General features: G+C 37.6%; 5 protein-coding genes and 1 pseudogene. 3 read left to right on the plus strand and 3 right to left on the minus strand.

Features of this window, described 5'->3' with window-relative positions:
* Positions 1 to 86 (plus strand): annotated as a pseudogene (locus F6K27_RS34495) (IS5/IS1182 family transposase); the annotation flags it as partial.
* Positions 87 to 1741: 1655 nt separating this feature from the next.
* Positions 1742 to 1912: a hypothetical protein gene (locus tag F6K27_RS31550; RefSeq protein ID WP_287280010.1), complete on the plus strand. Its 171-nt coding sequence runs from the start codon at positions 1742 to 1744 to the stop codon at positions 1910 to 1912.
* A gap of 362 nt (positions 1913 to 2274) precedes the next feature.
* Here F6K27_RS31550 and F6K27_RS31555 read toward each other — a convergent pair whose 3' ends face one another.
* On the minus strand, positions 2275 to 3930 hold the full coding sequence (locus F6K27_RS31555) for a hypothetical protein (RefSeq protein WP_287280008.1): 1656 nt from the start codon (positions 3928 to 3930) through the stop codon (positions 2275 to 2277).
* A gap of 1034 nt (positions 3931 to 4964) precedes the next feature.
* Between F6K27_RS31555 and F6K27_RS31560 the strand changes: the two genes are divergently transcribed.
* Positions 4965 to 6056, plus strand: a complete 1092-nt coding sequence (locus tag F6K27_RS31560) for a metallophosphoesterase (protein ID WP_287280006.1) — start codon at positions 4965 to 4967, stop codon at positions 6054 to 6056.
* A 779-nt stretch (positions 6057 to 6835) separates the two neighbouring features.
* On the opposite strand, the gene F6K27_RS31565 is transcribed toward F6K27_RS31560, so the two are convergent.
* A complete protein-coding gene (locus F6K27_RS31565) occupies positions 6836 to 8077 on the minus strand; it encodes an FIST N-terminal domain-containing protein (RefSeq protein ID WP_287280181.1) in 1242 nt (413 codons plus the stop codon).
* A 207-nt stretch (positions 8078 to 8284) separates the two neighbouring features.
* Positions 8285 to 8356: a zinc ribbon domain-containing protein gene (locus F6K27_RS34195; protein WP_275670474.1), complete on the minus strand. Its 72-nt coding sequence runs from the start codon at positions 8354 to 8356 to the stop codon at positions 8285 to 8287.
* Positions 8357 to 8445: the final 89 nt, after the last annotated feature.

Consider the following 8445-nt stretch of genomic DNA (forward strand, 5'->3'; position numbering starts at 1 on the left):
AACAGAAAAAAGGGAGCTGTCTACGGCGCGCGATGGTGGTAAGAAAGTTAAAGGCCGTAAGCGCCTTATGGTGGTAGATTCGATTCGGATTATTATAGCGCTGTGCGCAGGCAACAGCTCCGGAAGGCAACAGCTCCGGAAGGGGGAATAAATTGCCTATAATATAAGATTTTAGCTATTGGACATCTCCTGCAATTTGTAAATACACCAGCGCTCATTGCTATAATTGGAGTTCTGGTGAGTGAGGCAAATGCCTCAGAAGGTTTAGGAGCAGTAGTTGTACTCAATGAGGCAAAGGACAAACTATCGAAAGAGCGAGGTAGTCAGGGTAGATCAGGGTTATTCTGGTAAAAACTTTGCCCATGCTCTTAGGCAGGTTTGTGGCGATGGCGTCGCTATTGGAAGTGATCAAACGAACCTCAGAGAGTTTTGAGCAATTGCCGTGCGCGATGGATTGTTGAAGGCAATGCATGGGTGGCTAAATAGATTTAGGCGCGCTATGTAAGGATTATGAAGTCTATTCAGATGTAAGTGAAGCAATGATTTATGGCTGATTAATCCCACTCATGGTCAAGGGACTAGCTAATTTAAGATTTACTTTATGAATCAGCTCTAAGGGGTAGTTCTAGTATACTAATGGTAGATGGGGAATAAAAAGCCTACTATACTGCTACTGAAATAATTACAATCCTCAACGGCTTTGTTGCATAAAAGTGCTAGAAGGATTATAAAGCAAGCATTTATCAATAAATATGATTAATGATAAAGTATTACACTGCAAGAGTTTCAGGATATTCGTGCAATAAAGCCATCCTCAACTATAGCGCTACCCATTAAGGTGTTTGACATGAATAGAAGCAGCAAACCCTTTTGTATTCCCCTGTTGCCTATTGCCTGTTGCCTGTTGCCTTGCGCGTAGCGCTATAGCCTCTATATTAGATGATCAACCGTAAATTCCGAAGCATATCGGAACTCAGATTGTATATACTCAACCGTAAATCCCCGACAATATTGGAACTCAGATTGTTTGTAGATTTGTTAAGGTTGCGGAACCTGAAGTAGAGTTGGTAGTGCAGAGCGCAAAGTGTGGGATAAGTAATTAAGTCATTCCATTTCCCAGGAGCGATACTGCGCTCCGCAACGCTCCGCGAACGCGTTCCTTAGATCTTTGTGCAGCAGTATTTTCCTTGAGAGCATGAAGCCAAATCCAATTGAAATAGCTTACCACTAACCTTACAGTCACCTCAGTTTGCCTCCAGACCTTAGCAAACTTCCGCTGCTGGTTTTTCCGTGCTTATGAGTCTTTTTCTGGCCACACAGAGGACATTCTATGATAATTGAAAGTAGTTATATCATGTCCGGTAGCATCGGTATTGTATAGCAAGGGTAGGGAACACTTAACTGGGAACAGGGAACAGGAAAGAATACTTAAGAGCAAGAAAAAAACTTAAATTTCCTGTAGATATTCACCTTTGGGTTTACACGAACTATACCAGCCGACATGATATTATACCAAATCTCACGCATTATTGCTACATCTCCTTGAGAGTAGGGAGTAGAGACCCACCCCTAACCCCGACCGTGGAGGGGAAAAAGGAGTAGGGAATAGGGTGAAAAGAGATAAGATATCTTGGTTTAATGCCGATAATCGTTATAAACATTACTAAACGATTATTATTACTTAATAACTGAAGTTCATCGGAAGTATCGCATTAATGCATGGGAATTGGTATTAGGGACAATGATTATATTACCGACAGCAGTGGTATACAATGGCAAAGTATATGTGTTTCACCAAGGTAGGGGAGATAGTGGCTGGCTTTGGTATAATGTTTTTAATGGCTCTCAATGGGCTGGTGATACAGAGGTAAAGAGAACAGGAATGACTTCGAGTCCATCAGCAGTAGTATAGAATGACCAAATCTATGTATTTCACCAAGGCAGGGGAGATAGTGGCTGGCTTTGGTATAATGTTTTTGATGGCTCTCAATGGGCTGGTGATACAGAGGTGCGGGGAACAGGTCTTACTGACGATCCAGATGCGGTTGTCATGTAGTTAAATATTTTCTAGTCTATTACTTGCTTCTGACAAATTATATTAGACATCTCCAGAAAATAATAAATATTCCTATTCTAGCAACTATTCTAGAAACGTTTATACAGTCCATTTAATAGCGCGTTCAAAAAAAATTCTGCTATTTATCCACAGCAAGTTTCCCCCCTGACCCCTGCCTCTTGATCAACGTTTCTAGATTTTTTTTGGAGATGTTTATTTTACCCATTCACTGCCGATGGTTGATCGTCAATAGGAATTCTAGGAAAGCTGGGTAAATCTATTGCTCCTAGTGACAGGTGCTGTTTTTGTGGGACTTCTGATACCACATCTTCTTCAATAACTTCAGGTTCAAATACAAGTGGTTCCCAAGTTGGTAGATCTAATTTACTCCGCTGCACATCCTCTGATACTTCAAAAAAGCCTTCTGGATCTATGTCTTTTTCTGGATCTTCTTGATACTCACTAACATTCCACTTTCCTGTAGCTATATTCCATGATATGCGTTCGCTTTTAATTGTTGTTATTGCTTCATCTTCAGAAGTATCACCTTCTAGAGATTCCTCTACTATTATGTTATTTTCTGCCAATTTTTCTACTTCCTGAGATGAATTTCTATATTCATCTAAATAGTTTTCCTCCATAACTACATATTCTTCTGACTCTATCTCTTCTAATGCCATTGTTGGTGATTTTTCATCTATCAATTCATAATTTGGGTCTTCACCTATTCTACTAAACGAGGGTAAACTAGGATTTAATTGACTTGTACTGACCTCTTGAGGTAACTCGTTTTGATAAATATTTTGTTCTGATAATTCTACTTTTTCAGGTTCTGCTAAAGCTTGTGGTAAATCTATTTTCTTGTCCAGGCTAATTTTGGCAATATTTTTTTCTTTCTTGCTAAAAAGAGCTTCTTGCTGCTGTTGATTTTTTTGCTGTGGCGACCAAGGTTTAACTGGTTCGGAATTTAATGAGGGTGGTTTTTTAGTGTTAAAGTTGACAAAGAGATGTTCTTGTTTTTGAGGTTCAGATAAAGAATTCACCTGAGATGCTATTACCGGAGATTCTTCTGTAGATATTTCTGTTGGTATATCCATTGTATCTATTCTCCCTGGCATTTCTAAGCATCTTTCTAATGCTGCTTTAAACTGTAGAGTTTGCTGCTGCTGGCGGTATAGTCTTGCCCGCAATTCTTTGCAACTATTTTCTAATTCTTTGAGATGATAAATTTGTTGACTGTAAGATTGTTTGGTTAAGGCACATTCTCGTTCCATTTGCGCCTGTTGTTGCTGACTCACATCCCACTTGTCTGTTAGAGACTCTACTAAAACTTCCTGACGTTGAATAATTTGATTACATAGTTCCAACTTGTAGAATAGGCGAGTTACCTGTTGTTGAGTTGCTGCTAATTCTTTAGTTCTTTCTTCTAGCAACTTTTCTTGATTTTCTAGAGTTTCTTGACATTCTTCTAAGGCTGTTTCTAGGTCTGTAACTCGATTTACCAGTTCGCGGTTACAATCATGTAGAGCTTCCATGAGATTTGTAGATTCTAGATATTCAATGGAGTCTTTTGTTGGGCGGACTTTAATTTCTGAAATTTCCTGGGACTTTTTTTGAGGTTGATTTTGATTGGTTGGTACTAAATTTTTGGCTTCTGCTGAAGCTGTTCCTACTACTGGAATTGAATCGACACTAATGACACCAGGAAAATTAACTGTTTCCCACTCATCATCCTCTGGGACAGATGTGTGTATTTCTGATTCAAGAGCTGGTTTGATTTGGTCTACATGATCGTCATGGCCCAGTTTTTGATTACTTACTGGATTATTGGTTTCTGGTAAATTTTGGTTTCCAGGAAGTTCCGCTTCTGGCATTGCTTTCACCTAGGATTTACAGATTGCCTTTTGATTATTATATTAATGTTATCATCTCTCACCGTCAACTATTTTATATGTTTATATATATGAGTAATACGGCGAGTAATACAGTTAGCAAAAAAATACATTTTATTTAAGGATAGATAATTATTAGGTTAAGTATCTATAATAAAATTCATTTAACATTTTATTTTATTAGTTTAGTATAGACAAAAATTAAACTTCCTGTCTTACGGCAGTTTTTTGAATTTATTAAGAAATAATTCAATTCTCAATTCTCTAGGACTAGCGGATGTAGCTTTTATAGCAGAAGGAAGAAGGAAGAAAGCTTTAGTTATCTAGGGGATTCATTATCTAGGCGATTCATTATCTACAACAGAAGGAAGAAGGAAAAATCTGGCGTTGTCTGAGTTTTAAGCTTTTGGTGTGTTAGCGCCCTTTCCTTGTACTACATCATTGCCGGAGTATAAATTGTTTTGAGACTCCCACTAAACATTAAAATATTAGAGTTGTTAGGAAATAAAAACTAAAACTGCTCAAAAGCTTACTGTATAAGCCTTTCAATTTAGGTAAATAAACAAAGACTAAAACCTTTAACATATAAGAGTTTTAGCTACTCTTTTAGCTTATTTTGCAACAAGTTTATTAATTAGTGGTAGGTCAGCTCATCTATATAACTATGCAAATAGGGCGCGGACATCTATGAAAATGCAAAATGTTCAAAGTTAGTGAGGGATTATTTGTGACTTCTGACTTCTGACTTCTAACTTCTGATTTAAGGCCATCTTTGTGATCGATCGCTAGTTGTGAAATATAATGAAAATCTATAGAAATAATTAAAAAGCGTTTCGGTCCAGAATGCTCCGCAAACAGTCGATTGGCCTTTAGTAGTCAGCTTTGCGCTAAGGGGGTTTAAACCCAAACTTTTAGCCCACTACAAAGCTGAGTGCTGTTTGCATAGCATTCCGGTACGGAAAATGCTGATAGCTAGTTAACGATTGATTTAGCCTAATTTCCAGAGGACTTTTTCCATGGCTTTGAATTTTAGATTTGCTATTGCTAGTGATTTACATATTGCAGTTCCTAATACTATTGCGGAACAAGCGCATCGTTTTCATTTAGTAGAAGTGAGTATTCCTGCTTTTGAAGTAGTATTAGAAAATTTAAGTAAGCTAGATATTGATTTTTTACTATTACCTGGAGACTTAACTCAAGATGGTGAGCTTGAAAATCATACCTGGTTAAGTAAAAAATTAGCGACACTTCCCTATCCAGTTTATGTAGTGCCTGGTAATCACGATGTACCAACGAAGTTTACCAATGACTATTCTATTGGTTTGGCAGATTTTCCTAGTTATTATCACCATTGTGGATTTGATTACGAGGAACGATTATATTACACTAAACAAATTTTGCCTGGAGTACGAATAATTGGGCTTAATTCTAATCAGTTTGATAGTTCGGGCAAACAAGAATATACAGGTGGTTTAGAAGCAGAACAATTAGATTGGTTGAAACAGATTTTAACTACTACAAAAGAGGAATTAGTGATGGTGATGTTACATCATAATGTGATTGAACATTTACCAGATCAATCCCATAATTCCCTTGGTCGTCGTTATATGTTAGAAAATAGGTTGGCATTGTTAGATATTCTTCAATCTGCTGGAGTTAAGCTGATATTTACTGGTCATCTTCATGTTCAGGATGTTGCTGAATATCAAGGAATTTATGAAATTACAACTGGTTCTTTAGTTACTTATCCTCATCCTTATCGCATCATTGATTTTACTACCGACTCTAGTGGTCAACAGTCTTTAAAAATTGAAAGTCATCGAGTTAATTCTTTGCCTAATTTTCCCAATCTTAGCGATATTTCTAGAAACTGGCTTGGCGATCGATCCTTTCGTTTTATGTTTAAACTTTTGACTAATCCTCCTGTAAATTTATCACCAGAAAAAGCAGAAAAACTTGCCCCTAGTCTACGTTATTTTTGGGCAGATATTGCGGGTGGTGATGCTGTGTTTAACTTCCCTGAATTTCCGCCTCATGCTAGACAATATTTTGAAAGTTTTAGCGCCACTAAAAGTATTGATAATAATGCTACGTTACTGTTGCAATAATTAGCTCTCCTTAAAAAAAATCATAATTTTATCTTTATAAATCATTAAAGGTAGTCAAGTTAAAAGTTACTATTTTTGGCTTTTGACTTTTGACTAATTATTTTTTTCTTTTGGTATTATACCAATTCCCATGCATTAATGCGATACTTCCGATGAACTTCAGTTATTAAGTAATAATAATCGTTTAGTAATGTTTATAACGATTATCGGCATTAAACCAAGATATCTTATCTCTTTTCACCCTACTCCCTACTCCTTTTTCCCCTCCACGGTCGGGGTTAGGGGTGGGTCCCTACTCCCTACTCTCAAGGAGATGTAGCAATAATGCATGAGATTTGGTATAATACCAACTTGAAAAAAGAATGGTATATTTAAGTGAAACTTCAATCATTAAATAATTAACATAGATTGAATATTTTTTTTGACAGTTATTAGCCATTTATTGTTAATTATTCTTGTGTTTACTTCAACGTAGAGACCTTGCATGCAACGTCCCTACCCACTCCCCTCATCAATGGCGTAGGGGCGGGATGAATATAAGTGGGATGGGTATCTTGCCTGCGGTGAAAATATCAGGAACGGGGGGAACGGGAACGGGCAAGATGCCCATTCCACAAAACGATTAAAATCACCCCGCATTTATGCAACGCTCCCCTACTCCCCCACAATGCGAAAATGTAGCAAATAATTTATCAAATTGGTATAATACCCCGCCGTCTACAGGATGTTGACAATTGGTTGAGGTTTGAGTCCCCATCCACTTCTTCCTTCTTCCTTCTTCAAGAAGGTTGACGACAAATACCAAATACAGAGGTGTAACCATGTAAAAATGTACTACCACCCACCGGACCAATTTCACCATTACAGAAAAAGCCACTGATAGGAATATTCAAATAACTACTAAATAATCTAGAATCAAAATTAGGTTTACCATATAATCCTTCTCCTCTTCCCAAACAAGCAAACATTAAAGCAGTAGCATTATTTGTAGATTTAGTCTCAAAAGAAACTTCTCTTTGATAGCGCTCTAGTAAAATTTCTAAATCTTCTGCTGAGGTATTAGCATCTCGTAAATGAAATTGAATTCGTTGGCCCGCCCTTACCTTATCACCAATGGCTATCGCTCCTGCTTTAGGGTCAACTCCAATTAAATTACGGATGAGAAAATCTCCCTGTTTTAAGTTTTGCTGAAATTCGTCTCTTACTATACCGACAAAGAGAGAATTTTCTGCTAGCTTCCTGTCTTGTTCGTTGAGATTTTGTACTAAGCCTTGTAATGCTTCTAGCGGAGATTGTTTAATACCACCTACCATTTGGTCAGAACTAACTAATTCTTCAAGTTCTAGAACTATATTACGTTCTCCTTCTGTAACACGATATGGTTTACCAATAGGCCGACAGCCTTGTGCTACTATTGTTTCTAAAATAATATTGCCAGATAGAGAGACTCCTACAGCTCCTTCTTCACAAAGGCGGTCTTCACAAAAAAGTCCTGCACTGTTACCAGTTGGGCCACTACTAGCTAATCCTCCGACTTTAGCTGAATTAGGATAAGCATAATCTAGCCCTTGAAGCAGGTCATTGATTTTGGCAGAAAATGGGTCAGCGAGTATAATAAATTGAGGATTGTCTGTAGTAGGTACTCCGATGAGATTACACCAGTCATCGGGAGAACTGTCTAAGTCTGGTAGTTGTTCTGCACAGATGTGAAAAGCTGTTACTGTGACTTCTGGCAAATGTGCCAAACTGAGACTAATGGCTGGTTGGTGTTCTAATTCTTGTGGTTTTCCATCATCTTTCATACCAACTATACCACCACCTCCACAACCGACGAGTACTGTTTCTGGTAAATATTCTTTTAGTAGAGGCATGAGTCGTGAATATTCACTGGTAAAGGCTGAGGAGATAAATACCAGTCCTAAATCTGCTGTAGTTCCTAATGATTCTAAACTTTTTTGTGCTACTTCTTTAACTGCTGCTTCTAATGAGGGACGGGTTGATAGAGAGTTTGACCACTGCATGTATACGGAGGCTCCTTGTGAATATATTTTTAATATTAATATTTCAGTATAGGTGAAGTTCTCTCCCGTTAAATCGGAGATGATAACGGAAGTTTCTCAAACAAAAAAGTTTCTTGCTCCTGCTGGCGCAACGTTGCACGAACACAGGTTGATTAACGTCTTACGCCTCCACAAGCAGGCAAGATGATACCCACCTCGTTTAATGTTTTATTGCAATATGTTAATTGCAGCATTCTCATCTCTATCTAAAACTATTTTACATAATGGACAAGAATGAATTCTAACTGATCAAGTTAATGGTACTTTCTGACCACAATTACTACAATGAGTGAAAGGTATGATTCGGGTTGACTTTAATTACATGAACA

Source organism: Okeania sp. SIO2F5, assembly GCF_010692685.1.
GTDB lineage: Bacteria > Cyanobacteriota > Cyanobacteriia > Cyanobacteriales > Microcoleaceae > Okeania > Okeania hirsuta.

What these genes read in the sequence shown, in the direction of transcription:
- F6K27_RS31550 (WP_287280010.1), top strand. Translation starts at nt 1,742, where the DNA reads ATGATTATATTACCGACAGCAGTGGTATACAATGGCAAAGTATATGTG.
- F6K27_RS31555 (WP_287280008.1), bottom strand. Translation starts at nt 3,930, where the DNA reads ATGCCAGAAGCGGAACTTCCTGGAAACCAAAATTTACCAGAAACCAAT.
- F6K27_RS31560 (WP_287280006.1), top strand. Translation starts at nt 4,965, where the DNA reads ATGGCTTTGAATTTTAGATTTGCTATTGCTAGTGATTTACATATTGCA.
- F6K27_RS31565 (WP_287280181.1), bottom strand. Translation starts at nt 8,077, where the DNA reads ATGCAGTGGTCAAACTCTCTATCAACCCGTCCCTCATTAGAAGCAGCA.